Origin of the sequence: Streptomyces sp. NPDC059224, from assembly GCF_042754285.1 — a bacterium.
Taxonomy (GTDB): domain Bacteria; phylum Actinomycetota; class Actinomycetes; order Streptomycetales; family Streptomycetaceae; genus Streptomyces.
The window spans coordinates 62,236-88,495 of record NZ_JBHZAN010000008.1; the positions used below are offsets into that span (position 1 = coordinate 62,236).

26 protein-coding genes and 1 riboswitch are annotated in these 26,260 nt (G+C 71.7%); of the genes, 8 read left to right on the plus strand and 18 right to left on the minus strand.

Annotated features, from left to right (window positions below; all coding sequences use genetic code 11):
* Positions 1–241 precede the first annotated feature (241 nt).
* From ACFXI4_RS10425 to ACFXI4_RS10435, 3 genes are all read right to left on the minus strand, one after another.
* The gene (locus ACFXI4_RS10425; protein WP_384989318.1) at positions 242–1,783 is read right to left on the minus strand and encodes an ABC transporter substrate-binding protein; all 1,542 of its coding nucleotides are present in this window, start codon (positions 1,781–1,783) and stop codon (positions 242–244) included.
* A 216-nt stretch (positions 1,784–1,999) separates the two neighbouring features.
* A complete protein-coding gene (locus ACFXI4_RS10430; RefSeq protein ID WP_384989320.1) occupies positions 2,000–3,214 on the minus strand; it encodes a metallophosphoesterase in 1,215 nt (404 codons plus the stop codon).
* A gap of 16 nt (positions 3,215–3,230) precedes the next feature.
* A complete protein-coding gene (locus ACFXI4_RS10435) occupies positions 3,231–3,470 on the minus strand; it encodes an SCO4848 family membrane protein (RefSeq protein WP_362714450.1) in 240 nt (79 codons plus the stop codon).
* Between the two features lie 91 nt (positions 3,471–3,561).
* Here ACFXI4_RS10435 and ACFXI4_RS10440 point away from each other — a divergent pair, with 91 nt between their 5' ends.
* Complete coding sequence (locus ACFXI4_RS10440) at positions 3,562–4,848, plus strand: D-alanyl-D-alanine carboxypeptidase family protein (protein WP_384989322.1); 1,287 nt, start codon at positions 3,562–3,564, stop codon at positions 4,846–4,848.
* On the opposite strand, the gene ACFXI4_RS10445 is transcribed toward ACFXI4_RS10440, so the two are convergent.
* From ACFXI4_RS10445 to ACFXI4_RS10460, 4 genes are read right to left on the minus strand one after another with little or no spacing between them, the layout of a single operon-like run.
* A complete protein-coding gene (locus ACFXI4_RS10445; RefSeq protein WP_384989324.1) occupies positions 4,796–5,701 on the minus strand; it encodes a YihY/virulence factor BrkB family protein in 906 nt (301 codons plus the stop codon). The two genes, ACFXI4_RS10440 and ACFXI4_RS10445, sit on opposite strands and share 53 nt — an antisense overlap.
* Positions 5,689–6,114, minus strand: coding sequence for a GtrA family protein (locus ACFXI4_RS10450; protein WP_384989326.1), 426 nt, complete (start codon positions 6,112–6,114; stop codon positions 5,689–5,691). Before ACFXI4_RS10450 ends, ACFXI4_RS10445 begins: the two co-directional genes overlap by 13 nt.
* Positions 6,111–7,136, minus strand: coding sequence for a decaprenyl-phosphate phosphoribosyltransferase (locus tag ACFXI4_RS10455; protein WP_384989327.1), 1,026 nt, complete (start codon positions 7,134–7,136; stop codon positions 6,111–6,113). Before ACFXI4_RS10455 ends, ACFXI4_RS10450 begins: the two co-directional genes overlap by 4 nt.
* Entirely contained in the window at positions 7,133–7,657 is a 525-nt protein-coding gene (locus ACFXI4_RS10460) for a phosphatase PAP2 family protein (RefSeq protein WP_384989329.1), read from the minus strand. Before ACFXI4_RS10460 ends, ACFXI4_RS10455 begins: the two co-directional genes overlap by 4 nt.
* 159 nt (positions 7,658–7,816) lie before the next feature.
* Here ACFXI4_RS10460 and ACFXI4_RS10465 point away from each other — a divergent pair, with 159 nt between their 5' ends.
* A complete protein-coding gene (locus ACFXI4_RS10465) occupies positions 7,817–9,217 on the plus strand; it encodes an FAD-binding protein (protein WP_384989504.1) in 1,401 nt (466 codons plus the stop codon).
* 15 nt (positions 9,218–9,232) lie between these two features.
* Entirely contained in the window at positions 9,233–9,988 is a 756-nt protein-coding gene (locus tag ACFXI4_RS10470; RefSeq protein WP_384989330.1) for a decaprenylphospho-beta-D-erythro-pentofuranosid-2-ulose 2-reductase, read from the plus strand.
* A gap of 7 nt (positions 9,989–9,995) precedes the next feature.
* On the opposite strand, the gene ACFXI4_RS10475 is transcribed toward ACFXI4_RS10470, so the two are convergent.
* From ACFXI4_RS10475 to ACFXI4_RS10485, 3 genes are all read right to left on the minus strand, one after another.
* On the minus strand, positions 9,996–10,574 hold the full coding sequence (locus tag ACFXI4_RS10475) for a 2'-5' RNA ligase family protein (RefSeq protein ID WP_362721000.1): 579 nt from the start codon (positions 10,572–10,574) through the stop codon (positions 9,996–9,998).
* Between the two features lie 217 nt (positions 10,575–10,791).
* On the minus strand, positions 10,792–11,805 hold the full coding sequence (trpS, locus tag ACFXI4_RS10480; RefSeq protein ID WP_384989332.1) for a tryptophan--tRNA ligase: 1,014 nt from the start codon (positions 11,803–11,805) through the stop codon (positions 10,792–10,794).
* A gap of 123 nt (positions 11,806–11,928) precedes the next feature.
* Positions 11,929–13,425, minus strand: a complete 1,497-nt coding sequence (locus ACFXI4_RS10485; RefSeq protein WP_384989334.1) for a glycine hydroxymethyltransferase — start codon at positions 13,423–13,425, stop codon at positions 11,929–11,931.
* Positions 13,407–13,496: riboswitch (ZMP/ZTP riboswitch) on the minus strand. It overlaps the preceding gene by 19 nt.
* 158 nt (positions 13,497–13,654) lie before the next feature.
* Between ACFXI4_RS10485 and ACFXI4_RS10490 the strand changes: the two genes are divergently transcribed.
* The 4 genes from ACFXI4_RS10490 (at position 13,655) to ACFXI4_RS10505 (ending at position 15,582) form a co-directional block, all read left to right on the plus strand.
* On the plus strand, positions 13,655–13,777 hold the full coding sequence (locus tag ACFXI4_RS10490) for a hypothetical protein (RefSeq protein WP_384989335.1): 123 nt from the start codon (positions 13,655–13,657) through the stop codon (positions 13,775–13,777).
* Between the two features lie 116 nt (positions 13,778–13,893).
* On the plus strand, positions 13,894–14,757 hold the full coding sequence (locus tag ACFXI4_RS10495) for a hypothetical protein (RefSeq protein WP_384989506.1): 864 nt from the start codon (positions 13,894–13,896) through the stop codon (positions 14,755–14,757).
* Positions 14,758–14,851: 94 nt separating this feature from the next.
* Positions 14,852–15,343 (plus strand): DUF2975 domain-containing protein, encoded by a 492-nt coding sequence (locus ACFXI4_RS10500; RefSeq protein WP_384989337.1) that lies wholly within the window; start codon positions 14,852–14,854, stop codon positions 15,341–15,343.
* Positions 15,343–15,582 (plus strand): helix-turn-helix domain-containing protein, encoded by a 240-nt coding sequence (locus ACFXI4_RS10505; protein ID WP_384989339.1) that lies wholly within the window; start codon positions 15,343–15,345, stop codon positions 15,580–15,582. The genes ACFXI4_RS10500 and ACFXI4_RS10505 overlap by 1 nt, the downstream gene beginning before the upstream one ends.
* Positions 15,583–15,602: 20 nt before the next feature.
* Here ACFXI4_RS10505 and ACFXI4_RS10510 read toward each other — a convergent pair whose 3' ends face one another.
* Positions 15,603–17,033, minus strand: a complete 1,431-nt coding sequence (locus tag ACFXI4_RS10510; protein WP_384989340.1) for a PLP-dependent aminotransferase family protein — start codon at positions 17,031–17,033, stop codon at positions 15,603–15,605.
* Between the two features lie 46 nt (positions 17,034–17,079).
* On the opposite strand from ACFXI4_RS10510, the gene ACFXI4_RS10515 reads away from it, so the two are divergent.
* Positions 17,080–17,577 (plus strand): carboxymuconolactone decarboxylase family protein, encoded by a 498-nt coding sequence (locus ACFXI4_RS10515; RefSeq protein WP_384989342.1) that lies wholly within the window; start codon positions 17,080–17,082, stop codon positions 17,575–17,577.
* Between the two features lie 84 nt (positions 17,578–17,661).
* Here ACFXI4_RS10515 and ACFXI4_RS10520 read toward each other — a convergent pair whose 3' ends face one another.
* The 7 genes from ACFXI4_RS10520 to ACFXI4_RS10550 all read right to left on the minus strand — a co-directional run bounded on the left by ACFXI4_RS10520 (position 17,662) and on the right by ACFXI4_RS10550 (position 26,241).
* Positions 17,662–18,444, minus strand: a complete 783-nt coding sequence (locus ACFXI4_RS10520) for a chaplin family protein (RefSeq protein WP_384989343.1) — start codon at positions 18,442–18,444, stop codon at positions 17,662–17,664.
* Positions 18,445–18,666: 222 nt separating this feature from the next.
* Positions 18,667–18,825, minus strand: coding sequence for a hypothetical protein (locus tag ACFXI4_RS10525; RefSeq protein ID WP_384989345.1), 159 nt, complete (start codon positions 18,823–18,825; stop codon positions 18,667–18,669).
* 217 nt (positions 18,826–19,042) lie between these two features.
* A complete protein-coding gene (locus ACFXI4_RS10530) occupies positions 19,043–20,455 on the minus strand; it encodes a condensation domain-containing protein (protein ID WP_384989346.1) in 1,413 nt (470 codons plus the stop codon).
* Positions 20,456–20,586: 131 nt separating this feature from the next.
* Positions 20,587–21,537, minus strand: a complete 951-nt coding sequence (locus ACFXI4_RS10535) for an ABC transporter substrate-binding protein (RefSeq protein ID WP_384989348.1) — start codon at positions 21,535–21,537, stop codon at positions 20,587–20,589.
* A 2-nt stretch (positions 21,538–21,539) separates the two neighbouring features.
* Entirely contained in the window at positions 21,540–23,474 is a 1,935-nt protein-coding gene (locus tag ACFXI4_RS10540) for an ABC transporter permease (protein WP_384989350.1), read from the minus strand.
* A complete protein-coding gene (locus ACFXI4_RS10545) occupies positions 23,474–24,715 on the minus strand; it encodes a glycine betaine/L-proline ABC transporter ATP-binding protein (protein WP_384989351.1) in 1,242 nt (413 codons plus the stop codon). Before ACFXI4_RS10545 ends, ACFXI4_RS10540 begins: the two co-directional genes overlap by 1 nt.
* Positions 24,715–26,241 carry a GMC family oxidoreductase gene (locus ACFXI4_RS10550; protein ID WP_384989352.1) on the minus strand — a complete coding sequence of 509 codons (1,527 nt, stop codon included), beginning with the start codon at positions 26,239–26,241 and terminating at the stop codon, positions 24,715–24,717. The genes ACFXI4_RS10545 and ACFXI4_RS10550 overlap by 1 nt, the downstream gene beginning before the upstream one ends.
* Between the last annotated feature and the right edge of the window lie 19 nt (positions 26,242–26,260).

Genomic DNA, 26,260 nt, shown 5'->3' on the forward strand with positions numbered 1-26,260 from the left:
GACGCCCCACGCCGCCGCGACCGTCTCCACCACGCGCCGGCCCCTGCCCGCCTCGTCGTGCGCCGGCGGACGGCTCGTGCCTCCAGCTGCGGTCCGTGTCCTGCCACGTCGGTGGCAGGCCCGGAGACGAGGAGCACGGACGCCGGATGCCGGTGCAGCCGGAAGGAGTTGCGTCTCGGCACCTCCGCCCCTCGCCCCGCGCCCACCTACGTCACACGGCCGCGCCGGGTGTCCGCCCTCGTCAGATCCAGTCCAGACTCCACAGCCGGAACAGGCCCGTGCTGTCCGTGAGGTACTGGGTGCCGCCGACGTCCTCGCTGCTGACGACGTAGTCCGTGCGCTGCCAGAGCGGGATCAGCGGCACGTCGTCCGCCACGTCCGTCTGGATGCTGCGGAAGTCCGCGTCGGCGCGGCCCCGGTCGGCGAACCGCTGGCTGTCCTTGATGAGCCGGTCGACCTCGTGGCTGCTGTAGCCGGTGCTCATCGTCGAGTCGCTGCCGACCAGGGAGGCGCCGAAGGTGTCCGGGTCGGGGTAGTCGGCGACCCAGCCGACCGCCCAGGCGTCCATCTTGCCCGTGGCCCACGACTTCTGGAAGGCGGTCCACTCGTATCCCTTGACGTCGACCTTGAACAGGCCGCTCGCCTCCAGCTGCTTCTTCAGCGCGGCGGCCTCCTCGGCGCCCGCGCCGTGGCCGATGCCGTAGCCGAAGGTGAACTCGACCGGGGTGCTGACGCCGGCCTCCTCCAGCAGCGCCTTCGCCTTGGCGACGCTCTGCGTGGGGTACTGGTCGAAGAAGGACGTGGTGTGACCGGTGAGGCCGGTCGGGATCAGCGAGTACAGCGGCTCCACCGTCCCGTCGTACACGGTGGCGGCCAGCTCCTCGCGGTTGACCAGCCAGGCCAGCGCGCGGCGGACCAGGACGTCGTGCAGGGCGGAGCCCTTGCGCGTGTTGAAGTACAGGTTGCGGGTCTCGGCGCTGTCGGACTCCGAGACGCGCTGGTCGGGGTCGCTCGGCGAGAGCTTGGAGACCATGGCCGGCGGCAGCGTGCGGGTGGCGACGTCGATCTCCTTCGCCTGGTACGCGCTGCTGAGCTTGGCCGAGTCGGGGTAGTAGTCCAGCTTCACGGGACGTCCGGTGCCGTCGAGGCCGCCCTTGTAGCCGCTGTTGGGCTGCAGGTCCGCCTGCTTGCCCTGCGTGTACGACGTCAGGCGGTACGGGCCGGTGCCGTCCAGCGAGTTGCCGGTGCGCAGTCGGTTCGCCGGGTACTTGTCCTTGTCGACGATCGAACCGGCACCGGTCGCCACCTTGAACGGGAACGTCGCGTCCGCGTACGCGAGGTGGAAGGTCACGGTGTCGCCGGAGGCGGTGACCGAGGAGAGCGTCGAGAACAGCGAGGACGGACCGGTGTCGGAGTTGATCTTCTTGACCCGGTCGAAGGAGAACTTCACGTCCTGCGCGGTCATCGCCCGGCCGCTCGGGAAGGTGATCCCGTCGCGGAGGACGCAGCGGTACGTCTGCAGACCGGTGTCCGTGAACCTGCAGCTCTGGGCCGCGTCCGGGACCGGCTGCACACCGCCCGGCTCGAAGGTGAGCAAGGACTGGAAGACGTTGTTGAACAGCGCCCAGGAGCCGGCGTCGTAGGCGCCTGCCGGGTCGAGTGAGGTGACGGCGTCGGTCGTGCCGACGATGATCGTCTTGTTCTTGTTGTCCTGCGACGGCAGCAGTTGCCAGCCGCCTATCCCCACGATCGCCAGGACGAGAAGCGTCACGAGAATCCGCATGCGAACAGATCGCACGGTTGGTGCCCTCCCCAGGACCCGCACGGGCCCGTTCCAGGCCCTGCCCAGGCCCTCCACAAGCGTCACTCCCCTAAGTGACGCGGCTCACCTAACCACAGGTGTTTCATGTGGGGGAAGAGTGATCTGACTAGATGACGAAGAACTTACCGAGCACCTGTTTCCGCCGGATTTCACAGCTCTTCCACAGGCACGCGGCGTTCATGCCTGCTTCGACGCCAGTTCGACGACCGTGATGTCGGAGGGCGCCCGGACGCGCGTGGGCGGCCCCCAGGCACCGGCACCCCGGGAGACGTACAGCTGGGTGTCGCCGTAGCGGTCGAGGCCGGCGACGGTCGGGTTGACCTCGGTCGCGATGAGGTTGCCGGGCCAGAGCTGGCCGCCGTGGGTGTGGCCGGAGAGCTGGAGGTCGACGTGATGCCGCACGGCCTCGTGGATCTGCACGGGCTGGTGGGCGAGGAGCACACAGGCCCGGGCCGGGTCGCGACCGCCGAGGGCCCGGTCGAAGTCCGGCCCCTGACCCGTGCCTTCACCGGCGATGTCGTTCACCCCGGCGAGGTCGAAACGGGCCAGTTCGGTGCGGGCGTTCTCCAGCGGGCGCAGGCCCAGCCGGCGTATCTCCTCGACCCACTGGGCGGCGCCGGAGAAGTACTCGTGGTTGCCGGTGACGAAGTAGGCGCCGTGCCGCGCCGACAGCTGGGTGAGGGGGGCCGCGGCGGGGCCCAGATCCTTCACGCTGCCGTCGACGAGGTCCCCGACGACCGCGATCAGGTCGGGCTGGGTGGCGTTGATCGTGTCCACGACCCGCTGCGCGAAACCGCGGCCGAGGATCGGACCGAGGTGGATGTCGCTCACCACGGCGATGCGGTAACCGTGGGCGGCTCGGGGGAGTTTGGCGAGGGGGACTGTGACGCGTCTCACGCGGGGGCCGCGGAGCACTCCGTAGGTTCCGTAGCCGACGGTCGCGGCGGCGGCGGTCGCCGCCGTGCCGCCCACCATGCGCGAGACGACGAGGCGACGGGTGGGACCAAGGGCCTGCGGAGTGGTTCCGGCAGGTTGTGACGGTTGCCCCTCGGGGCGCTCCGGCTCGGGGCGCCCGAAACCGAACCGGTCCACAAGACGGCTGACCAGAGGCCGGAGCACTTCCCCCGCCACCACCGCCGGCAGCAGGTACAGGGACAGGGCCATCCACAGGAATCCCGGCCAGGCCAGGGTCCGCCGGAGGACGAACGGGGCATGGCCGACCTCGGCGAACAGGGCCGCGAGCATCAGGACCGGGCCGACGACGAAGACGACCGTGGCGATCTCCCGGGGCCGGCCCCAGGACGTCGTCGTGTCCCTCACCAGGCGGCGCCACAGGTACCCGTACAGTGCCGCCACCAGGGCCAGGGCGAGGAGCGCGAAGACGATGACCACCCTGCCGTGCCTCTTTCTATGACGTTCGGCGCAGTGCGCGCACCCCGCGCAACCCGATGCCCCCGATGGCCGTCCCCAATACGAAGGAAACGACGGCCAGCGTCAGATGGACCCAGAAGTACGCGGTAGGACGGCCGTCGTCGAAGGCAAGCCCGCTGCCGTCCTTGACCAAGTTCTTGACGAAAGTGATCCAGATGAACCAAGACCACACTCCGAACGCGAGCAGGAACCAGGACACCGGGCGGCTGAGCTTCATGCGTTCAGTATCGCCGTCGGCTGTCCGGTTCCGTGTCCGGGGTGGGGTCGGTGGCGGGACTTCGCCGTCCGTGCCGGGTACGTTCTCGTCCGTGTCCGCACCGAAGTCCCCCGTCGGCCGCCATCTGCTGGTCGCCTCCGCCGCCCTGCTGTCCCTGCCGCTCACCGCGCCGGCCGCGCTCGCCGCGCCCACGCCCTCGACCAGTCCGTCGGCCACGCCCCCGGCGCACATGTCGTCGGTCGGGGGCGCCCGGCTGGGACAGCCCGGCACCCAGGTCGATCTGGCCGCCGGGGTGCCGGTGCTGCCGAAGGACGTCACGGCCCGTTCCTGGATCGTCTCGGACGCCGAGTCGGGCGAGGTGCTCGCCGCGCACAACGCGCACTGGCGGCTGCCCCCGGCCAGCACCCTGAAGATGCTGTTCGCGGACACCGTGCTGCCGCGGTTCCCGAGGTCGACCCCGCACAAGGTGGTGCCGGCCGACCTCGCGGGCATGGGCGCCGGTTCCAGCCTGGTGGGGATAAAGGAGGGCCAGACCTACACGGTCCACGACCTCTGGCTGGGCGTCTTCCTGCGCTCCGGCAACGACGCCGTGCACGTGCTGTCCGCCATGAACGGCGGTGTCGAGCAGACCGTCAGGGACATGCAGTCGCACGCCGACGACCTGCAGGCCCTGGACACCCACGTGGTCAGCCCGGACGGGTACGACGCGGCCGGGCAGGTGTCGTCGGCGTACGACCTGTCGCTGTTCGCCCGCTCCGGGCTGCAGAAGAAGGACTTCCGGGAGTACTGCTCGACCGTGCGGGCCGCGTTCCCGGGCGAGACGACGAAGAACGCCAAGGGCAGGTCGACACGTGAGTCCTTCGAGATCCAGAACACCAACCGGCTGCTGAGCGGCGACACGGACGTGCCGGTCTACCAGGGCATCGCGGGTGTGAAGAACGGCAACACCACCAACGCGGGCGCCACCTTCACCGGGGTCGCGGAGCGGGGCGGCAGGGTGCTGCTGGTGACCGTCATGAACCCGGAGAAGAAGGAACACAACGAGGTCTACAAGGAGACCGCCCAGCTGTTCGACTGGGGCTTCCAGGCGGCCGGCAAGGTGACTCCGGTGGGCGAGCTCGTCCCGCCGAAGGGAGCGGTGGACGCCGGTACGCGGCCGGGGGCGGGCGTTTCGTCCTCCCCGTCCGGATCCGCGGCCGGTTCCGGGAAGGACTCCGGGGCGAAGCCGGTGGCCGCCGCCTCCGCCGACGGCTCGGGCGGGATCGGGGTGGCGCTGGGCATCGCGGGTGGCGCGCTGGTGCTGCTCGTGGGCGCCGCGTACCTGGTCAACCGCCGTTGGCCGCTGCCGGATCTGGTGCGTCGGCGGCCTCGTCCGTGACCTCGGTCTCGCTCTGGGTCGCCGTCCAGGCGGCACAGAACAGGACGAGTTTCGAGGTGAAGTTGATCCACAGCAGCAGGGCGACCGGCACGCCGAACGCGCCGTACATGCTCTTCGTGGCGACGCCCTGGATGTAGCCGCTGAGCAGCAACTTGAGGAGTTCGAAACCGACCGCGCCGGTCAGCGCCGCGACCAGCAGGCGGCGGCGCGGCGGTTCGACCCCGGGCAGCAGGGTGAGAACGTAGAGCAGCACCAAAAAGTCGGCGACCACCGCGACGACGAACGCGATGATCCGCAGCAGCAGACTGCCCCAGCTGTGCCGGTCGATGCCGAGCTGCCCCGCCGTCCAGCCGACGGCCGCCGAGGCGATCGTGGACACCGCGAAGGTGACCAGCAGCGCGCCGCCGAGACCGATCAGGATGCCGGCGTCCTTGGCCTTGGCGACGATCGGGTTCTGGTCCTTGTCGGGCAGTTCCCACACCGTGCGCAGGCAGTCCCGCATCTGGCCGACCCAGCCGATGCCCGTGAACAGCAGAAGGGCACCGGCGATGAGGCCGACGGTGCCGGCGTTCTGCACCAGCGAGTTGATGTCCAGCTGGTCGGAGATCCCCGGGATCTGGTCGGTGATCTTGTCCTCGAGCGTGTGCTGCCGCGACTGGCTCAGGGTGGCGGCGGCGACCGCGGCGGCCACGGTCAGCAGCGGGAAGAGCGAGATGAAGCTGATGAAGGTCATGGCGGCGGCCAGCCGGGCCCACTTCACCCGGTCGAGCCGCTCGTACGACCGCCACGCGTGCGTGTGCGTCAGCCACCCGACGAGCGGGCCGACGACGGGAAGCCTTCTCAGCCAGTCCATGATCCGACTCTGCCCTCCGCCCGGAACACCCATGTACGGGTACCCCAGAAGCGCAGAACTGTGGCGAGCCCCATACCGACCACCGCGCCGGAGACGGTGTCGGCACGCTGCGAGGTGAGCCCGAGGCCGTAGTGGCTGACGGTGAGGCAGAGCAGCTGGACCAGGGCGCCGGCGAGGTTGACGGCGACGAAGACGAGGTAGGGGCGCAGCCCCGGCAGGCGCGCGTTGCGGTAGGTGCCGCGGGCGTTGCCGAGGTAGGCGACCGTGCAGCCCGCCAGGAAGGACAGGGACTTGGCGGTGAGCGGGTCGAGGGCGGCCGGGCCGCGCAGCCAGCTGAAGAGGGTGAGGTCGGCGGTGTAGGCGAGCAGGCCGACCGCGGCGAAGCCGATCAGCTCCCGCTGGTGCGCGGTCACCAGTGGGCCACCGCGAGGCCGTACATCGCGAGCCAGGCCAGGCCGATCAGGGCGAGGGCGCGGTCGCGCAGGACGACGTCCTCGGGTTCGCCGGCGGTGCCCCGGTCGGCGAAGACGGCGTAGCGCAGGATCGCCAGGATGAAGGCGACCATGGACAGCTGGCGCCAGGGCAGCAGGCCCGCGGCGGCGGTGCGGTGGCCCTCCAGGGCCCACAGGCAGTAGGCGAGGACGGCGACCCCGGCGGCGAGCTGCCAGACGAAGCGGAGGTAGCCGGTGGTGTACTCGGTGAGCAGTGCGCGCGTGGCGCCCGCCTTGCCGCCCAGGTGCACGGCCTCCGAGTAGCGCTTGGCCGACACCATGAAGAGCGCGCCGAAGCCGGTGGTGATCAGGAACCAGCGGGACAGCGGGATGCCGAGCGCGACCCCGCCGATCACCGCCCGCATCAGGAACCCGGTGGTGACGACGACCAGGTCGACCACCAGGACGTGCTTGAGGGCGACGCAGTAGGCGAGCTGCATGCCCAGGTAGGCGATCAGCAGCACCGGCACCAGGGGTGGGGTCAGCCGGACCGCGAGCAGAGGCCCCAGGAGGGCCAGGACACCGCCCGCCGCGTAGGCGACGGGGACCGGGACCCGGCCCGCGGCGACCGGGCGGCGGCACTTGGTGGGGTGGGCGCGGTCGGCTTCCGCGTCCCGGGCGTCGTTGATCAGGTAGACGGCGGCGGCGCAGGCGGTGAAGAGGACGAAGGTGAGGGCGAGGGTGAGAAGCGCGGACACGGAGAAGAGCCGGCCGGCGGCAGCCGGGGCGGCGATGACGAGGGTGTTCTTGACCCACTGCTTGGGACGGGTGGTCTTCAGCAGGCCGGTGAGCAGGCCACCGGGGGTGACACGCGCGCGTGCCGGTCCGTGCGCCCTGGCCGGGTGGCCGCGCTGCTCATGCAGATTCGTGTCCGCAACGCCGTCGGCGGTCGCTCTGCCGGCGCCGGGCGTCGTTTCGGTGGCGGCGTGCGCGGTCTCGGTCATCCGCGCCTCCCCGCGTACGAGGCACCCGGCACTCCCCCGCGCATCCATCCCGCCCCGGCGCGCGCCGTGAGCGCCCCGAGGGCCGCGCCGGCTGCGACGTCCGAGGGGTAGTGCACCCCGGCCACGAGCCGGGACAGGCACATCGCGGCCGCCAGCGGCGCGATGGCGGGCACGCCGAGCGCCCCGAAGGCGACGGCGGCCGCCACCGCGGAGGTGGCGTGCGAGCTGGGGAAGGAGTGCCGGCCCGCGGTGCGTACCCGGGGCCGGACATGAGCGGGGCGCGCACGGCGCACGAGCCGTTTGACGCCGATGCTGCCGAGGTGCGCGCCCGCGACCAGCGCCGTGCCGCGCAACCAGGCCTCGCGGCGCGCGCCGTCCACGGCGGCCCCGGCGAGGCCCGCCGCGAGCCAGAGCGCGCCGTGCTCACCGGCCAGGGAGAGACCGCGCGCGGCCGACGCGACGCGTGGATCGGCACCGCAGGCGTGCAGTGCGGAGAGGATCCGGTGGTCCATGTCGTCCATTGGACTCACTGTTCACCTTGACCCCGCAAAAGCTACGACCGTATTGAGCGACATTCGGATAATCACCCGTTTCGGGGAGTCAGGTGATCTTCCGTGACCAACCGCCAATAGCATCCATAACACCCATACGGCAGCGATACGGTCATTCCCATGCCTGGAATGCCTGGAGGGGCCGCAGGTCCCGCCGAGTCCGCTCCTTCCACACCCCCCGGAACCGCCGTCCCCGTCACCGGCTGGGGCCGCACCGCCCCCACCGTCGCCCGCCTGATCCGTCCCCGGACCTACCAGGAGGCGGCGGACGCGATCCGGGACTGCGGGGTTCGCGGCGGCATCGCGCGGGGTCTGGGGCGCGCGTACGGGGACGCGGCGCAGAACGCCGGCGGCGCCGTGCTCGACATGACCGGCCTCGACCGCATCCACGCCATCGACGCCGACGGAGGCACCCTCCTGTGCGACGCGGGGGTCTCCCTGCACCGCCTGACGGAGGTCCTGCTGCCGCTCGGCTGGTTCGTCCCGGTGACCCCCGGGACCCGCCAGGTGACGGTGGGCGGCGCGATCGGCGCCGACATCCACGGCAAGAACCACCATGTCTCGGGATCCTTCTCCCGTCACGTGCTGTCCTTCGAACTCCTCACCGCGGACGGCCAGGTCCGCACGGTGAGCCGCGGCACCCCGCTGTTCGACGCGACGGCCGGCGGCATGGGTCTGACCGGAGTGATCCTCACGGCGACCGTCCGCCTCCTCCCGGTCGAGACGTCGTACCTGACGGTCGACACCGAACGCGCCACCGACCTCGACGACCTGATGCACCGCCTGACCACCACGGACCACCGCTACCGCTACTCGGTCGCCTGGATCGACCTGCTGGCGCGCGGGGCGGCCACCGGGCGCGCGGTGCTCACGCGGGGCGACCACGCACCCCTGGAGGCGCTCGGTGAGGGCACACGCGCCGGGCGTGCACCACTCGCCTTCCGCCCCCGTCAGCTTCCGGCCGCCCCCGCCTTCGTCCCCGACGGCCTCCTGGGCCGGACCACCGTCGGTCTCTTCAACGAACTCTGGTACCGCAAGGCGCCACGCGCGCGTACCGGCCAGCTCCAGCGCATCCCGGCGTTCTTCCACCCCCTGGACGGCGTCCCGCACTGGAACCGCGTCTACGGCCGCCGCGGCTTCGTGCAGTACCAGTTCGTCGTCGGATACGGCCAGGAGGACGCCCTGCGCCGGATCGTGGCCCGTATCTCCGAGCGCCGCTGCCCGTCCTTCCTGGCCGTCCTGAAGCGCTTCGGCGACGCCGACCCCGGCTGGCTCTCCTTCCCCGTGCCCGGCTGGACTCTCGCGCTCGACATCCCGGCCGCCCTGACCGGCCTCGGGGCGTTCCTCGACGAACTGGACGAGGAGGTCGCGGCCGCCGGCGGCCGCGTCTACCTCGCCAAGGACGCACGGCTGCGCCCCGACCTGCTCGCCGCGATGTATCCGCGGCTCGACGACTTCCGCGCGCTGCGCGCGGAGTTGGACCCGCGCGGGGTGTTCGTCTCCGACCTGTCCCGCCGTCTCGGCCTCTAGGAGCTGATCGCTGTCATGAAGGACGCCTTCGGAATGCCCCAGTCCCTGCTCGTGCTCGGCGGAACGTCCGAGATCGCGCTGGCCACCGCGCGCCGGATGATCGCCCGGCGCACCCGTACCGTCTGGCTGGCCGGCCGCCCCTCCCCCGCCCTCGACCAGGCCGCTGAGCAGCTGCGCACCCTCGGCGCCGACGTCCGCACCGTCCCCTTCGACGCGCTCGACCCCGAGTCCCACGACGCCGCCCTCGGCAAGGTCTTCGCCGAGGGCGACATCGACATGGTGCTGCTCGCCTTCGGCGTCCTGGGCGACCAGGCGACCGACGAGCGGGAACCGGTGCAGGCCGTGCGGGTCGCGCAGACCAACTACACGGGCGCCGTCTCGGCCGGCCTGGTCTGTGCGCGGGAGCTGCAGACGCAGGGTCACGGCTCCCTGGTGGTGCTGTCGTCGGTCGCCGGGGAGCGGGCGAGGCGCTCCAACTTCATCTACGGCTCCAGCAAGGCGGGCCTGGACGCGTTCGCCCAGGGCCTGGGCGACGCGCTGCACGGGACCGGCGTCCACGTGATGGTGGTACGGCCGGGGTTCGTGCGGTCGCGGATGACGGCGGGGCTGGCGGAAGCGCCCCTGGCCACGACCCCGGAGGCGGTGGCGACGGCGATCGAGACGGGGCTGCGCAGGCGCTCGGAGGTGGTGTGGGTGCCGGGGGCGCTGCGGGTGGTGATGTCGGCGCTGCGGCACGCGCCGCGGTCGGTGTTCCGGCGCCTGCCGATCTGAGCCGGGGCTACCGGCTGGCGATGGTGCCCCGCTCCGCGTGTCCGGCCTGGGGCGGCACCACGGAGCCGCCGAAGGCGTACTCGTGCAGCTTGCGCCACACACCGTCGCGGCCCTGCTCGTACAGGGCGAACCCGGTGCACGGCCACGCGGCCTCGTACTCCGCGAGCTCGGCGAAGGCCCGGTCCATCGCGGCCTCGTCGATCCCGTGCGCGACGGTCACGTGCGGGTGGTAGGGGAACTGCAGCTCGCGGTCGAGCGGGCCGGACGCGTCCCGGACCCGTTGCTGGAGCCATGCGCACTCGTCCGCGCCCTGCACGACCCGGACGTACACCACCGGCGACAGCGGCCGGAAGGTGCCCGTGCCGCACAGCCGCATCGGGAAGGGCCGGCCGGCCGCGGCGACCTCGCTCAGGTGGGCCTGCACGGCGGCCAGTGACCCGTCGGGGATCTCCGTGGGCGGCAGCAGCGTGACGTGCGTGGGGATGCCGTGCGCCGCGGCGTCGCCGAAGCCCGCGCGCCGCTCCTGGAGCAGGCTGCCATGAGGCTCCGGGACCGCGATCGACACGCCGATCGTTACGGTCCCCACGTCATCTCCTGTCGGTCGTGGTGGCCGGGCATGTGTCGGGTTCGTACCCGGCCGCCCGGCTATCGACTGTACGACCACGGCCGCCTTCCGGGCAGCCGTGGCCGAAGTGATGTGCAGCGCTCCCGTGCGCTCCCCGGAGCGCCCCGAGCGCCCCGAGCGCCCCCGGCGCCCCGTTCGGCACCGGCGGCGCCCCGCTCGGTACCGGCCGCGGACCGGGTCAGTGCTTGGCGGGCAGGAAGCCCACCCGCTCGTACGCCTGGGCCAGGGTCTCCGCGGCCACCGCGCGGGCCTTCTCCGCGCCCTTGGCGAGGATCGAGTCGAGCGTCTCGGAGTCGTCCAGGTACTGCTGGGTGCGCTCCCGGAACGGGGTCACGAAGTCGACCATGACGCCGGCGAGGTCCGTCTTGAGCGCGCCGTACATCTTGCCCTCGTACTCCCGTTCCAGCTCGGCGATCGGCTTGCCGGTGAGGGTGGAGTAGATGGTGAGCAGGTTGGAGACGCCCGGCTTGTGCTCGGCGTCGTAGCGGATCACGGTGTCCGTGTCGGTGACCGCGCTCTTGACCTTCTTCGCCGTCGCCTTCGGCTCGTCGAGGAGGTTGATGAGGCCCTTCGGCGTGGACGCCGACTTGCTCATCTTGATCGCCGGGTCCTGGAGGTCGTAGATCTTCGCCGTCTCCCTGAGGATGTACGGCTTCGGGATGGTGAAGGTCTCGCCGAAGCGGCCGTTGAACCGCTCGGCGAGGTCACGGGTGAGCTCGACGTGCTGGCGCTGGTCCTCGCCGACGGGCACCTCGTTGGCCTGGTAGAGCAGGATGTCGGCGACCTGGAGGATCGGGTACGTGAAGAGACCGACGCTGGCGCGGTCCGCGCCCTGCCTGGCCGCCTTGTCCTTGAACTGGGTCATCCGGCTGGCCTCGCCGAAGCCGGTCAGGCAGTTCATCACCCACGCGAGCTGGGCGTGTTCCGGGACGTGGCTCTGCACGAAGAGGGTGCAGCGGTCCGGGTCCAGGCCGGCCGCGAGCAGCTGGGCCGCGGCGAGCCGGGTGTTGGCGCGCAGGTCGGCGGGGTCCTGCGGGACCGTGATCGCGTGCAGGTCGACCACCATGTAGAAGGCGTCGTGAGACTCCTGGAGCGCCACCCACTGGCGGACGGCGCCCAGGTAGTTGCCGAGGTGGAACGAGCCGGCGGTGGGCTGGATGCCGGAGAGCACGCGGGGTCGGTCAGAAGCCATGCTCACCATTCTCGCAGAGGGCGAGGGCGGGAATGGCCCGGCGGTGGGGGGCGGTTCCGGAGCGCGGGGACTGCGGGTCGCATGTCGTTGCTCGCGCAGTTCCCCGCACCCCTGCGGGGCGCTTCAGCCCAGGTCGATCTCCGGGTACAGCGGGAAGCCCGCGACCAGGTCCGTCGCCCGCTGGGCGATCTCCGTCGAGACCTTCTCGTCGAGGACGTGCGAGGCCTTGGACGGGGCGCCGGACTTCGTCGTGCCCGGCTCCGTCGCCGTCAGGACGCGGTCGATCAGGGCGGCGACCTCGTCCATCTCGGCCGTGCCGAGGCCACGCGTGGTCAGCGCCGGGGTGCCGATCCGGATGCCGGAGGTGTACCAGGCGCCGTTCGGGTCGGCCGGGATCGCGTTGCGGTTGGTGACGATGCCGGAGTCCAGCAGGGCCGACTCGGCCTGGCGGCCGGTGAGGCCGTACGACGACTCGACGTCGATCAGGTTGAGGTGGTTGTCCGTGCCGCCGGTCACCAGCGTGGCGCCCCGGCGCATCAGGCCGTCGGCCAGCGCGCGGGAGTTGTCGACGATCCGCCGGGCGTAGTCCTGGAAGGAGGGCTGCCGGGCCTCGGCCAGGGCTACGGCCTTGGCGGCCATGACGTGCGGGAGCGGGCCGCCGAGGACCATCGGGCAGCCGCGGTCGACCTGGTCCTTCAGGGAGTCGTCGCACAGGACCATGCCGCCGCGCGGGCCGCGCAGCGACTTGTGGGTGGTGGTGGTGACGATCTGGGCGTGCGGGACCGGGTCGAAGTCGCCGGTCAGGACCTTGCCGGCGACCAGGCCCGCGAAGTGCGCCATGTCGACCATCAGGGTCGCGCCGACCTCGTCGGCGATCTCCCGCATGATCCGGAAGTTCACCAGCCGGGGGTACGCGGAGTAGCCGGCCACCAGGATCAGCGGCTTGAAGTCCCGGGCCTGGGCGCGCAGCGCGTCGTAGTCGATCAGGCCGGTCGCCGGGTCGGTGCCGTAGGAGCGCTGGTCGAACATCTTGCCGGAGATGTTCGGGCGGAAGCCGTGGGTGAGGTGGCCGCCGGCGTCCAGGGACATGCCGAGCATCCGCTGGTTGCCGCAGGCCTGCCGCAGCTCGGCCCAGTCGGCCTCGGAGAGGTCGTTGACCTGGCGGGCGCCGGTCTTCGCCAGGAAGGGGACCTCGACGCGGTCGGCGAGGACCGCCCAGAAGGCGACCAGGTTGGCGTCGATGCCGGAGTGCGGCTGGACGTAGGCGTGCCGGGCGCCGAACAGCTCACGGGCGTGCTCGGCGGCGAGCGCCTCGACGGTGTCGACGTTGCGGCAGCCGGCGTAGAAGCGGCGGCCGACGGTGCCCTCGGCGTACTTGTCGCTGAACCAGTTGCCCATCGCGAGCAGGGTCGCCGGGGAGGCGTAGTTCTCGGAGGCGATCAGCTTGAGCATCTCGCGCTGGTCGTGGACCTCCTGGCCGATGGCGTCGGCTACCCGCGGTTCGACCGCGCGGATCACGTCGAGGGCCGCGCGGAACGCGGTGGACTCGGTGGAGAGGGGCTCGGACATTCGGGACCTCCGGACATGGCGTTCGGCGTTCACGGTTCGGCCCAGGCGCACGGCACTCGATCGGTCGCGGGCCGCTCCCCGATGGTCCGTCCCATCCCAGCGCGCCAGTCACGGCCCGCTGGTCACACTACCGGGCACACCGGGGCCCGGGGGCCGTGGCGTCCACCAGTCGGGCAGGGGCAGAGGCAGCGGGGGGACAACCTCCCCGCGTTCTCCGCAGTCGCCGTGACCACTGCGGAAGTCCTCGTCGCCGGCGGCGTTCCACGGCCGTGCGACCACCTTGATCAGTCTCTCGACCGATCACGGGGCACGGGCGGACTTCGGGTCGTACCCGCCCGGTTTCGAGATCGTGCCGTACGGCGGCCCGACGGCCATGCGGCTGCGGGCGGGCGTGGACGCGTGACCGGCCCCCGCGAATCAGGGATCCCGGGACCCGCCGCATCCTCCCCCGCCGCCCTCGTGCCTGGCGCCGCCGCGCCGCCCGTCCGCCTCCCCTACAGTCCCTCTGTGCTCTTTGGAATGGTGTGCGCTCTCGCCGCCGCGCTCTGCTTCGGCACCGCGACGGTCCTGCAGGCGATGGCCGCGCGGGCGGCCGGTGACGGCGCGGGCGGGGAGGCCGCGCTGCTGCTGCGGGCCGTCCGGCAGTGGCGGTACGTCGCCGGACTCGGGCTGGACGGGCTGGGGTTCGTCTTCCAGATCCTGGCCCTGCGCTCGCTCCCCATCTACGCGGTGAGCGCGGCACTGGCGTCCAGCCTCGCGGTGACCGCGGTGGTCGCGGCCCGGCTGCTGCGGGTGCGGCTGAGCGGGCTGGAGTGGGGCGCGGTGGGGGTCGTGTGCGCGGGGCTCGCGATGCTCGGGCTGGCGTCGGGGCCGGAGGGCGACCGGGCCGGATCGGACGCGCTGGCGTACGCGATGCTCGCGACCGCGGTGGGGGTGCTGCTGCTCGGGCTCGCCGGCGGGCGGCTGTCGGGGCGGTGGCGGGCGCTGCTGCTGGGCCTCGGGGCGGGGTTCGGGTTCGGGGTGGTGGAGGTGTCGGTGCGGCTCATCGACACCCTGTGGCCGCCTGGGCTGCTCACCGACCCGGCCGCCTACGCGCTGCTCGTCGGCGGGGGCGGCGCCTTCCTGCTGCTGACCTCGGCTCTGCAGCGCGGCTCGGTGACCACGGCGACGGCGGGGATGGTGATCGGGGAGACGATCGGCCCGGCGGCCATCGGCGTGGTGTGGCTCGGGGACCGCACCCGCGAGGGGCTGGCCTGGCTCGGGGTGCTCGGCTTCACCGTGGCCGTCGCGGGGGCACTGGCGCTGGCCCGGTTCGGGGAGGCGCCGAAGACGCCGGGGACGGCGGAGACGACGGAGACGACGGAGACGGCCGAGGAGGACTGAGACCCCCGGCTCGTCGCTCCGCACCCTGCCCACCCCTTGCCCCACCTATCGAAAATCGATAGATTCTCATCGTAACTCGATGAGAGGACGGGTCGTGGGGAAGCTGACAGTGCGTGCGTTGCGCGCCGTGCTCGCGGTGGTGCTCGCGGGCACCGTGTTCGTCCAGGCGGGAATGGTGTGGGTGCTCGTCAGCGGGAGCGACCCGGAGGACGGCTCGCTCCCGCTGACCACGTTCCGCGTGATCACGGTCCTGGGCATGGCGTCGGTCCAGGTGGCCCTGGTCAGCGTGTGGCGGCTGGTGACGATGGTGCGACGCGGAACCGTGTTCTCCCACGCCGCCTTCCGCTACGTGGACAGGGTGATCGGCGCGATCGTGGCGGTCGCCCTGCTGTGGTTCACGGTCACGGCCGTCAACGCGCCCGGCCAGCGGGACGACCCCGGCGTCAGCGTCGTCATGGGCGGGATCGGCCTGGCCGTCCTGGGGGTCGCGCTCATCGTGCTCGTGCTGCGCATGCTGCTCGCCCAGGCCGTCGCGCGCGATGTCGAAGCGACGCAGATGCAGGCCGAGTTGGACGAGGTGATCTGATGCCGATCGCCGTCGACATCGACGTGATGCTGGCCCGGCGGAAGATGTCCGTGGGCGAACTCGCGGACCGGGTCGGGATCACGCCCGCCAACCTGGCGGTCCTCAAGAACGGCCGTGCCAAGGCGGTACGGTTCACGACACTCGCCGCACTCTGCGAGGTGCTCGAATGCCAGCCGGGCGACCTGCTGCGCTGGGAGGCGGAGGCAGCCGAGGAGGCCGAGGAGGCCGCCGCCGGATGAGGTCGGTCCGGGGAGGGGATTCACTCGGCGCCGGTGACGGCGGGGTCCGACAGCACCGTGCACAGGATGTCCAGCGCTCCCGACCAGGCGTGGTCGGCGGGGGTGCCGTAGCCGAGGACGAGGGCGTCCAGGGGCGCGGTGACCGCGTCGGGATGGCGGTGGCGCGGGGCGAGGCCGTCGAGGGCGAGTCCGTGCGCGGCGGCGGCCCGGATCACCCGGTGCCGGGTGCCCTGCGGGAGCCGCAGCAACATGTGCAGACCGGCCGCGATGCCGGTGACCCGGATCTCGGGGGCGCGTTCCGCGAGGGCCGCGACCAGGGCGTCCCGGCGCCGCCGGTAGCGGGAGCGGGACGCACGGACGTGCCGGTCATAGGCACCTGAGGTGATGAACTCGGCGAGGGTCAGCTGGTCCGGCGCCCCCAAGGTGTCCACGCCGCCCTTGACCGCCGTCACCTCCTGGGCGACGCCCGGCGGCAGCACCATCCAGGCCAGCCGCAGTCCGGGCGCCAGGGACTTGCTGGCCGTGCCCAGGTAGACGACCTGGTCGGGGGCGAGGCCCTGGAGGGCGCCGACGGGACGGCGGTCGTAACGGAACTCGCCGTCGTAGTCGTCCTCCAGGACCAGGCCGCCGCTGCGCCGGGCCCAGTCCACGACGGCCGCCCGCCGGTCGTGGTGCAGCGGCACGCCCATCGGGAACTGGTGGGCGGGGGTCAGCAGCACCGCGGCCGAGCCCCGGGGCAGTTGCCCGGTGTCCGTGCCGAGTCCGTCGAAGGGCAGCGGGCGGGTGCGCAGTCCGGCCGCCGTCAGCAGCCGCCAGTGCTCGTCGAGGCCGTACGACTCCACGGCGACCGTGTCGGCGCCACGGGCCCGCAGCAGCCGGCCGAGCAGGCTCAGGCCGTGCGCGAACCCGGCGCAGATCACGATGCGTTCCGGGTCGGAGCGCACCCCCCGGGCACGGGCGAGGTAGGCGGCGAGCGCGGTGCGCAGTTCGACGCGGCCACGCGGATCGCCGTAGCCGAAGGCCTCGTGGGGAGCGGCGGTGAGGGCGCGGCGGGCCGCCTTGAGCCATTCGGCGCGCGGGAAGGCGGAGACGTCGGGGTGGCCGGCGCGCAGGTCGTAGGCGGGGCGGTGCGCGGTCGTCCCGGGGACGGGCGTCGCTCCGTGCCGACCGGCCGGCGACGCCGTCGGCTCCCTGGTCGCGACCCGGGTGCCGGAGCCCTGGCGGGCGGTGAGCCAGCCTTCGGCGACCAGGTCGGCGTAGGCGTCGGCGACGGTGTTGCGGGCGATGCCCAGGTCGGCCGCGAGGGACCGGGAGGAGGGGAGCCGGGTGTCGGGGAGCAGTCGGCCACCGCGGACCGCTTCACGCAGGGCGTCGGTCAGGCCTCGGCGCAGGCTCGGACCGGCTGGTTCCAGATGGAGGTCGATCCCCAAAGTGGCCCATGTTCTCCCCATGGAAATGGACCATACTCCTGGGCTGCCTGACTCCTAGGGTCGAGATATGACCACAGAACACCCAACTGAGTACGCACCTGAACACACCCCCCGTCTGCCCTGGTCGGAGCTGGTGCCCGAGGTCTTCAGGGCGATGGTCCGGCTGGACACCGCCGCCCGGAAGGGCCTCGATCCGAAGCTTCTGGAACTGGTGAAGATCCGGGCCTCGCAGCTCAACCGCTGCGCGCTCTGCGTGGACATGCACAGCAAGGACGCTCTGGCGCAGGGTGAGAGCGTCGAGCGGATCATTCAGCTCAGCGCCTGGGACGAGTCCGAGCACTTCTACACCGAGAAGGAGCTGGCGGCGCTGGGGCTGACGGAGGCGGTGACCGTCCTCACGGACGGTTTCGTGCCGGACGCCGTGTACGAGCGCGCCGCCAAGCACTTCGAGGAGGCGGAGCTGGCGCAGCTGATCGCCGCGATCACGGTGATCAACGCATGGAACCGGTTCGGGGTGACCTGCCGTCTGGTGCCGGGACACTACACGCCTGGGCAGCACGCGTAGGCAGGTCGGGCGACCCTCCGGACCGGCGCCTCGGCGGCGGTCCGGGAGATCGCCGCCGGGCTCCGCCGCGCGGGGCGGCCGGAATCACCGCACGTGATGCACCGTTCCCGGGCGGAAGCGCCGGTACAGCAGCACTCCGGCGGCCAGCGACGCCAGGCTCGCCGCGGCCGGCGCCCACGGGTTGCCCGTTCCGGTGTGCGCGAGCGTGCCGGCCGTCTGGTGGTGGACGACGGGGGCGGGCGGCTCGGGTGCCGGGTGCGCCTTGACCGGGGACGACGGCTGGTGGCGCACGGGAGGCGTGGACGGCGTCGGCGTACCCGGCACGTTCGGCGTGCCCGGCACATTCGGCGTACCCGGCACATTCGGCGTACCCGGCACATTCGGCGTGCCCGGCACATTCGGCGTACCCGGCACATTCGGCGTGCCCGGCACATTCGGCGTACCCGGCACATTCGGCGTGCCCGGCACATTCGGCGTGCCGCCGGTCTGGTTGCCGAACACGGGATTGCCGACACCCACCGCGTTCACGCTGTTGCCGACGACGTTCACGGGGGCGTCGACCGGAAGCTGGATGGTGTTGCCGGAGAGAACGCCCGGCGAGTCGTGGGCGGTGCCGACAGCCGTCGCTCCGTCCGTATCCGTGGACTTGCCGCCCTCGTTGGCGCAGCGGTTGCCCATCGCGGGGTTGAGGATCCCGACCACGTCGACGGTGTTGCCGCACAGGTTGACCGGGATGTTCACCGGCAACTGGATGTCGTTGCCGGACAACACGCCGGGCGAGCCCGCCGCGGATCCGTCCGCGGCGGAGTCGGCCCACGCGGGGCCCGCGACCGCCATCGCACCAGACGCGACGGCGAAGGCGATCACACTGTTCCGGGTAGCCCGTTTCATGGGTCCCTGTCCTTCCAGACACGTCGCGGGCGTTCACCCGCGATCGGTGAAATACAAAAAACGAGAGAAGTACTGGCTTTCGTACCGGCATCGGGACGGTACGAGGTGCCGGGCCGACGCTCCGCCGGCGTCCGGCGCCACGGTTCGCTTCGCGAAGCGGTTGCGCGCACGGCGGCGGAGCACATGCCCGGCGGTTCGTCAGAGCGCCTGGTTGTTGCAGCCCATGTCCGAACCGAGGTGGTTCTGCTGCGCGCCCGGGTCGCCCTCGCCGTTCAGCACGTTGCACGCCACACCGGTGAGCGCGTCGACACTGCCGGGCATGGCGCCCACGAGGACTGCCTTCTGGAACGTGCGCACGGGTTCTCCATTGGTCGACGCAGGCCACCGGCCGCCGCCATGAGCACGACCTTCTGAAGCTTGCGCATGAAAACCTCGGTTCTTTTCGTGCACATCGAGCACATCAAGACCAATCGCCTAGCGTGACCACGCAAACACTAGCAGTAGCCGACCGCGAGTTTTTGCTCTCCGTATTCCGTCGCCGATACCAATACGGTCGTATCAGAGGGAAGTTGGGTCAGCGGAATTCCGGCTGCGCGGCCACCAGGTGGTCGCTCGCCGGGACGGAGGCGATCAAGTCCCGTAGTCTTTCGGCATATCGCCGCACGTTCTTGTAGGCGATTTCGGTGTCCGGGTAACGGCAGGCGAACCACAGCCCCTCGTGCAGTCGGCTCACCCAGGCACACACCTGGTCGCCGTACGACACCCGGATCAGCGCGTACGTCTTCTGCTCGGCCCAGCCGGACGAGCCGGGGGTGAGGCGGGCGTCCGTGTACGAGACGATCGAGTACATGTCGGGCGAGGTGGGCCGGAAGTCCTTGCCGAGCAGCCGCAGTACGCGGGCCAGCGGAATGCGCGCCAGCGACCGGTTGGCCCGCAGCTCGGCGCGGACCGTGGCGAGCGCGCCGTCGAAGTCCCGTGCCGCCGGGACCTCGATGGGTGCGCCGCCGACGTACCAGCCCACGGAGTCCGACCACTCGGACTTCAGCCGGGTGTGGAACGGCACGACCGTACGGTAGACCGGCTGTCCGCCGAGCTCCTGGACGATCAGGCTGGTCGCGGCCAGGATGCCTACCAGGCTGCCGCCGTAGGCGCGGCAGTGCGCCTCGAACGCGGCGGCGGTGTCCGCGTCGACGAGCGGCTCGCACATCAGCTTCTGGGCGGGCAGCCCGCCGTCGGGTTCCAGGCCGAGGTCGACGGGGAACTCCGGAAGCCGCCCGTCGCAGCGGCCGATGAACTCCCGCCAGCGCCCGACGATCGCGTGCGTGTCGTCGATCCCGTCCGCGTTCGCCCGCTCGTGCCGGCAGAAGTCGATGTAACTTCCCACCGGCGCACCGGCGACGGACCGCCCCGTGACGCCCGACGTGTACAGCCCCTGGATCTCGTTCGAGGTGAGCTGGAGGGAGTAGGCGTCGACGTTGGTGTGGTCGAAGGCCATGTACACGCTGGTGGAGTCGTCACGGACGACCGCAGCGTAGATGAGGTTCGGCCAGTCGAGCGCGTCCGCCGCGACGTCGAAACGGTCCTGCAGGTACCGGGTCAGCACCGCCGCGTCGGCGAAGTCGCCGACCACCTCGCGGTGCAGCGTCACGTCGCTCGCGTCCAGCGTGAAGCGGCGCATGTCGTCGCCTTCCCACCGGAAGCCGCTGCGCAGCGTCTCGTGACGCAACGTCCAGTCGCGCAGGGCCTCTTCCAGCGCGTCGAGGTCGGCCCGGCCCGGCAGGTCGAACGCCGTGCCGAGCCAGGTCGGTACGAACAGCCCGTCCTCGCGCACCGCTCGCGCCGTTCTGATGTGCGACTCCTGGATGTACGCAGGCGGCCGCGGATCCGGTGGGAGCGCTGTCGCGGCCGCGACGGTCGCCGGGCTGAACGTCCACTCGACTAGCCGTCCGGGCCGGACCTCGCAGCGCTGAATGTCAGAAATTCGCACGATGGCGTCTCCTTCACAGAAGACACCAGCTTGATCAAGTCACGGCCGTGCGCGGGCGATGGCCGCTGTGTCCCCCGCTTTTCAGTGGGACGTGTGACACCTCGAACGGCGAAGCGATCAAGAGCTGTTGCTCAGGACAGCCACTTCTTCCACACCAAGGGGTGAGCGTCCACCCACTTCCTGGCGGCTTCCTGAGGGCTCAGCTTCTGGTCGGCGATCATCAGCGAGACCTCGTTCTGGTCCTCGGTCGTCCACGTGAACTTCTTCAGGAACGCCGCCGCCCTGCCGCCGCTCCTCGCGAAGTCCGCGTTGAGGTACTTCTGCAGCGGGGTGTGCGGATAGGCGCAGGCGACCTTGGCCGCGTCGGCGTCGCAACCCTCCCGGTACGGCGGCAGCTTCACCTCGGTCATCGGCACCTTCTCGAACAGCCACTGGGGCGAGTACCAGTAGGTCAGGAAGGGCTTCTTCTCCTTGGCGAACTGCTTCATCTGGGTGATCTGGGCGGCCTCGGACCCGGCGAAGACGACCTGGTAGTCCAGCTTCAGGTTGTTCACCAGCGCCTTGTCGTTGGTGACGTACGACGGTGAGCCGTCCAGGAGTTGGCCTTTGCCGCCGCTCTCCGCGGTGCGGAAGAGGGAGGCGTACTTGTTGAGGTTCTTCCAGTCGGTGATGTCGGGGTGCTGCTTGACCAGGTAGGTCGGCACGAACCACCCGATGTGCCCGGTGACGCCGAGGTCCCCGCCACGGCCGATGGTCTTCTTGTCCTTCACATACCGCTTCTCCTGGTCCGGGTGTCCCCAGTCCTCCAGGATCGCGTCGACGCGTCCCTGACTGAGCGCGTCCCAGGCCGGCATCTCGTCCACCTGCACGGTGTCGACGCGGTAGCCCAGTTCGTGTTCGAGGAGGTACTGGACGACGGCGACGTTGGACTGCGCGCCGACCCAGGACTGCACGGACAGGGTCACGGTCCTCGATCCCCGCGCGTTGGCGAAGGGCGAGGCCTGCTTGGTCATGTCGGCGGCACCGCAGCCGGTCGCGAGGACCAGCACGCAGGCGGCGGCCACCAGGGGCGTACGGCGCATGGTCAGGCTCCCTTCCTGGTACGGCGCTCCGTGGGCTGGGTGACCCGGTCGAGCATCAGGCCCAGGCAGACGATGGCCGCACCGGCCACCAGGCCGGTCGCCAGATCGCCCTGGGCGAGACCGAAGGCGACGTCGTAGCCGAGCGCGCCGCCGCCGACCAGGCCACCGATGATGACGACGGCGAGAACCAGCACCACGCCCTGGTTGACGGCGAGCAGCAACGCGGGCCGGGCGAGCGGCAGCTGGACCTGCCACAGCTGCTGCCGGCCCGTCGCGCCGAGCGACCGCGCGGACTCCAGGGCGGCTGGGTCGACCTGCCGCAGCCCCTGGGCGGTGATCCGTACGACGGCGGGCAGCGCGTAGACGACGGCGGCCGCCACGGCCGGCGCACGGCCGACGCCGAACAGGGCGACGACCGGGATCAGGTACACGAACTGCGGCATGGTCTGGAACACGTCCAAGGCCGGGCGCAGGGCACGTTCGACGCGGTCACTGCGGGCGGCGGCGATACCGGTCGTGAAGCCGATGACGAGCGTGACGGCGACCGCCGCGAGGACCTGGGACAGGGTGTCCAGCGACGGCTCCCACACACCCAGTACGCCGATCGCGGCCATCGCGAGGACGGCGGTGAGCGCGGTGCGCCAGGTGCCGATCAGCCAGGCGAGGGCGGCGACCACGAGCAGCACCGACCACCAGGGCAGCCCCTGCAGGCCGGCGCGGACGGGGTCCAGGATCCAGGTGGTGAAGTGGGCCGCCCAGTCGGCGGTGCCGCCCACGACCGGGACGCCCGAGTACAGGTGGGCGGTCATCCAGTCGACGGCTCGGTTGACCGGCTCGGCGAAGTCCAGGGTCCAGGCGGCGGGCCAGTCGAGGCCGCCGAGGAGACGGGCGGCGACGGCGACGGCCACGGTGACGGCGAGGGCGCGGAGGAGGCCGGCCTTGCCGGGGCGGGTGTCGCCCCGGTCGGCCGCCGCGGCGGTGATCCGGTCCAGGACGACCGCGAGGAGCACGATCGGGATGCCTGCGGCGAGGGCCGCGCCGACGTCGACGGAGGCCAGCGCCTGGTAGACGCGGTCACCGAGGCCGCCTGCGCCGATGACGGAGGCGATGACGGCCATCGACAGCGCCATCATGATCGTCTGGTTGAGGCCGAGCAGGAGCTCCTTGCGGGCCAGCGGGATACGGGCGGTCAGCAGCCGCTGCACGCGGGTGGCGCCCAGGGACTCCACGGCCTCCAGGACCTCCGGGTCGGCGCCGCGCAGGCCGAGGGCGGTGAGCCGGGCCATGGGCGGGGCGGCGTAGACGACGGTGGCGAGGACGGCCGCGGGGACGCCGATGCCGAACACCAGGACCACCGGGAGCAGGTAGGCGAAGGCGGGGAGCACCTGCATGGTGTCCAGGACCGGGCGCAGGCCGCGGTTCAGCCGGTCGGAGAGGCCCGCGGCGAGGCCGAGGACCAGGCCGACGGCGACGGACGCGAGGACGGCCACGACCATCAGCGCGAGGGTCTGCATCGTCGGCACCCACATGCCGAGGGCACCGCAGACGAGGAACGCGGCGGCCGTACCGGCGGCGAGGCGCGGGCCGGCGACGCGGTGCGCGACGGCGGCGGCGAGCACGGTGACGCCGGGCCAGCCCGCGGCGAGGAGGGCGAGGTAGACGACGCGGACGGTGAGGACCACGGCGTTGCTGATGTAGCCGAGGAAGTAGAGGAAGAGGGGGTGGGTGTCGCGGTTGTCGATGACCCAGTTGCTGGCGGAGGTCAGCGGTGCGGACAGGTCGACGGTGAGGTCGTGCGGCCACGCGGCCGACGCCCAGTGGGAGTTGGCGAGCGGGACGAGGACGGCGGCGACCACGGCCAGGGCGATCAGCTTGCGGGCGGCCGGGCTCCCGGGGAGCGCCGCTCGACGGGGGCTCGGGACAGTGATCGACGCCATCACACGCCCTCCGGACTGGTGCGCGGGGCGGGGGGTTTCACTTGCCCGCGCTCGCCGGGTGCCGCCGCGCCCGCCCGTGCCGTCCCGGCGGCACGACCGCCCGCGGCCGGGCCCGCCTCGAAACCTTCCGACGGACGGTCCGCGTGCTCGACCGGGGTCGCGGGGAACTGCGCACCCGGCCCCCGCTCGGCCGCGGACGGAGTGCTGCCCGCAGCACCCTTCGCCACAACTTCCAGCAACGTCTCCGCGTCGACGACACCGACGCACCGGTCCCCGTCCACGACTCGCGCCGGGGCGCCGGCCCCCGCCACCACGTCGATCGCCTCGGCGACCGTCGCGGCCGGGCCGACCGCGGGTCCCGCCGCGGCCTCGCCGTCCTGTGCGGGCCGCATCGCGGAGCGCACGGTCAGGACCTGCTCGCGCGGTACGTCCCGCACGAACTCCCGGACGTAGTCGTCGGCCGGGGAACCCACGATCTCCTCCGGCGTACCGAGCTGCACCACCCGCCCGTCCCGCATCAGCGCGATACGGTCGCCGAGCTTGAGGGCCTCGCTCAGGTCGTGCGTGATGAAGACCATCGTGCGGCCCTCCTCCTGGTGCAGGCGGACCACCTCCTCCTGCATGTCCCGCCGGATCAGCGGGTCGAGCGCGCTGAACGGCTCGTCGAAGAGGAGCACCTCGGGGTCGACGGCGAGCGCCCGCGCCAGCCCGACCCGCTGGCGCTGGCCTCCGGACAGCTGGCCCGGGCGGCGCTGTTCCATGCCTTCGAGTCCGACCTTGGCGACGACCTCCTGCGCTCGCCTGCGCCGCTCGGACCTGGCGACGCCCTGGATCTCCAGGCCGTACGCCACGTTGTCGAGGACGGACCGGTGCGGAAGGAGCCCGAAGTGCTGGAAGACCATCGCGGCGCGGTGCCGGCGCAGTGCGCGCAGCCGGCCCTTGTCCATCGCACGGACGTCCTCGCCGTCGATGGCGATCGTGCCGGCGGTCGGCTCGATGAGCCGGGTCAGACAGCGCACCAGGGTCGACTTGCCGGAGCCGGACAGCCCCATCACCACGAAGACCTCGCCCTTGCGCACGTCGAAGGAGACGTCACGGACGGCGGCCGTACAGCCGGTGCGGGCGCGCAGGTCGGCGGGCGCGAGCCCGGTCAGCTCGGGGTCCCCGGGAACGCGTTCGGCCTTCGGGCCGAAGACCTTCCACAGACCGTCGACGGAGAAGACAGGGGTCGTAGCACTCATCACGCACCGCCCTTCATCAGGTCCACGGCCCTCTCGCCGACCATCAGCACTCCGATCATCGGGTTCACGGCCGGCATGGCCGGAAAGACCGAGGCGTCGGCGATCCGGATGCCGTCCAGCCCGCGGATCCTCAACTCCGGGTCCACCACGGCCTGGTCGTCGTCCGCCGAACCCATCCGGCAGGTGCCCGCCGGGTGGTACACCGTGTGCGCGACCTTGCGGGCGTACTCGCCGAGCTCGGCGTCGCCGAGGATCTCCGGCCCCGGGCACACCTCGCGCTTGAGCCAGCCGGCCAGCGGCTCGGTCTTCGCGATCTCGCGGGCGATGCGGATGCCGTCGACGAGGGTGCGGCCGTCGTAGTCGTCCTCGTCGGTGAAGTAGCGGAAGTCCAGCGCCGGCTTCACGGACGGGTCGGCGCTGGTGAGGTACAGCCGGCCGCGGCTGCGCGGCTTGGGGATGTTCGGGGTCATCGAGACGCCGAACTCGGGCCGCCGGTAGCCGAGTCGCTCCGGGTTGTCCGTGAACGGGATCTGGTAGAAGTGGAACATCAGGTCCGGGCCCGCGTGTTCGGGGTCGCGGCGCACGAACAGACCCGCGTCGGAGTCCATCGCGGAGTTCTCGGGGATCGGGCCGTTCGTCTCCCAGACGATCACCGACTCGGGGTGGTCGAGGAGGTTCTCGCCGACGCCCGGGAGGTCGAGCACCGCAGGGATGCCGAGCGCTTCGAGGTCCTTGGCCGGGCCGATGCCCGAGTGCAGGAGCAGCCGCGGGGAGTCGACGGCGCCCGCGCACAGCACGACCTCGTCGCGGGCCCTTATCAGCAGGTCCTCGCCGTCCTTGGTGCGGACGTGGACGCCCTCGGCGCGGGTGCCGTCCAGCTCCAGCCGGTACGCCCAGGTCTCCAGCAGGATCGTCAGGTTGGGCCGCTCGTCCATCACCGGGTGGAGGTAGGCCACCGAGGCGCTGGAGCGCTTGTTGTCCTCGGGGTGGTAGGCGAGGTCGAAGAAGCCGGCGCCCTCGGTGAACGGCTTCTGGTTGAAGCCCTCCACGCGCGGGACGCCCAGCGCCTTCTGGGCCGCGTCGACGAAGTCGCGGGCGATGGCGTTCCGGTCCTTCTCGTCGACCGGGACGATGTTGTTGAGGAGGCGGGCGTAGTAGGCCTCCATCGGGACCGCGCCCCAGCCCTTGGCACCGGCCTCCTCCCACTCGTCCCAGTCGGAGGGCAGCGGCTTGAAGGCGATGAGCGTGTTGTGCGACGAGCAGCCGCCGAGGACGCGGGCCCGGCTGTGCCGGATGTGGGAGTTGCCGCGCGGCTGCTCGGTGGTCGGGTAGTCGTAGTCCAGCTCGCCGCCGAGCAGGCCCATCCAGCGGCGCAGGGTGAGGACGTCGTCGCGGCCGACGTCGCTGGGACCGCCCTCGATCACGGCGACCGTGACGTCGGGGTTCTCGGTGAGACGGGAGGCTATGACGGAACCGGCGGTTCCGCCGCCGATCACGACGTAGTCGTAGGTGTGGGACTGGGACATGGCGGGGTACTCCAAAGGC